Here is a 1,541-nt window from a genome sequence, read left to right as displayed (position 1 = left end):
CCCTGTCTGTCAGGGTGAGTTGAGGCCGGCGGTTCATAGCAAGTCCGTCTGACGGGGCGAGTTCAGGAACGGGATGCGTTGAATACTGCTGTAGACGTTGTGACGGCCCAGGATGGGGTCATGAGTCGCAAGAAGGGGCCTCGTGCTGGTGGGCCACGGCCGCGTCGGACGTTCTCGCCGGGGCAGAAGCTGGATTTCCTGGACCGGTATGAGCAGGCCGTCGGGGCTGGTGAGGGCGGGGTGTTCCTGCGCCGTGAGGGTTTGTATTCATCGTTGATGACGCAGTGGCGCCGGGACCGTGACGCCGGCCTGTTGCAGGGTAAACCGGCTGGACAGACGGTCGGGCGGCCATCGGCGGAACAAGCGGAGATCGCCCGGTTGCGTCGTGAGTTGGACCAGGCGCAGGCGAAGTTGGCGCGTACGGAGACGGCGTTGACGATTATGGGAAAAGCGCGCGAGCTCTTGGAGGACATCTCCAGGAGCGAGCCGGACGGTCCGGACGTGTTCGGGCTCGGCAGACGCTGATGGACGCCTTCGCGCAGCTGACCGGGACAGGCACGACCACCCGGCAGGCAGCGGCGATGACGGGGATCGCCCGCGCGTCAGCGGATCGTGATCGGCGCCGGGCGAGTCCGTCACGCCGGACACCGCGGGTGCCGGCGAACGCGCTGAGCCCGGTCGAGCGGGATCAGGTTCTGGCCGTGCTGGACAGTCCGGAGTTCGTCGACGCGGCCCCGGCACAGATCTATGCCACCCTGTTGGATCAGGGCGTGTATGTGGCCTCGATCGCGACGATGTATCGCATTCTGCGTGCCGACAGGCAGGTGGCCGAACGCCGGCGGCTGGCCCGGCATCCCACTCGCACCCGTCCGGAGTTGGTCGCCGACGGGCCGCGGCAGGTCTACTCGTGGGACATCACCAAACTCGCCGGCCCGGCCAAAGGCGTCTACTACAACGCCTACGTCATGGTCGACATCTACTCCCGGTTCATCGTCGGTGCCCGCGTGCACGCCCGCGAGTCCGGGCCTCTCGCGAAGTCGATGATGCGGGAGGTGTTCGACACCCACGGTGTCCCGCATGTCGTGCACGCCGACCGAGGCACGTCGATGACCTCGAAATCGGTGGCCGAACTCCTCGAGGACCTGACCGTGACACGGTCGCATTCGAGGCCGAAAGTCAGTAACGACAACCCTTACAGCGAAGCATGGTTCAAGACGTTGAAGTACGCACCGGTCTTCCCGGACCGGTTCGCCACCCTCGCCGAAGCGCGCAGATTCATGACCGAATTCGTGATCTGGTACAACCACGCCCACCGGCATTCCGGGATCGGCCTGCATACCCCCGCGGAGGTCCACCACGGCCGGCACCACACCGTTCGTGACACCCGCGAACAGACCCTGACCACAGCCCGGACGGCGAACCCCGAACGGTTCACCACCGCCAACGTCCTGCCCAAAATCCTCGACCTGCCCGACCACGCCTGGATCAACCGACCACAGGCCGCTTAACTCCCGCCGGCCTCAATTCCTTGACACGTTCCG

1 protein-coding gene is annotated in these 1,541 nt (G+C 65.8%); it reads left to right on the top strand.

The window, feature by feature from the left end:
- The first annotated feature begins 120 nt into the window (after positions 1-120).
- Positions 121-1,508, top strand: a protein-coding gene (locus Aco04nite_RS46850) for an IS3 family transposase (protein WP_438875008.1) whose coding sequence is annotated in 2 segments (ribosomal slippage) — positions 121-454 and positions 454-1,508 — 1,389 coding nt in all. Because the reading frame shifts where the segments join, the coding sequence is not laid out codon by codon here.
- Positions 1,509-1,541: the final 33 nt, after the last annotated feature.

The sequence above is a fragment of the Winogradskya consettensis genome, assembly GCF_018332715.1.
In the GTDB taxonomy this organism is placed as follows: Bacteria; Actinomycetota; Actinomycetes; order Mycobacteriales; family Micromonosporaceae; genus Actinoplanes; species Actinoplanes consettensis.
Note: the sequence above shows the minus strand (reverse complement) of the source record. Positions and strands in the feature narration are given on the sequence as shown.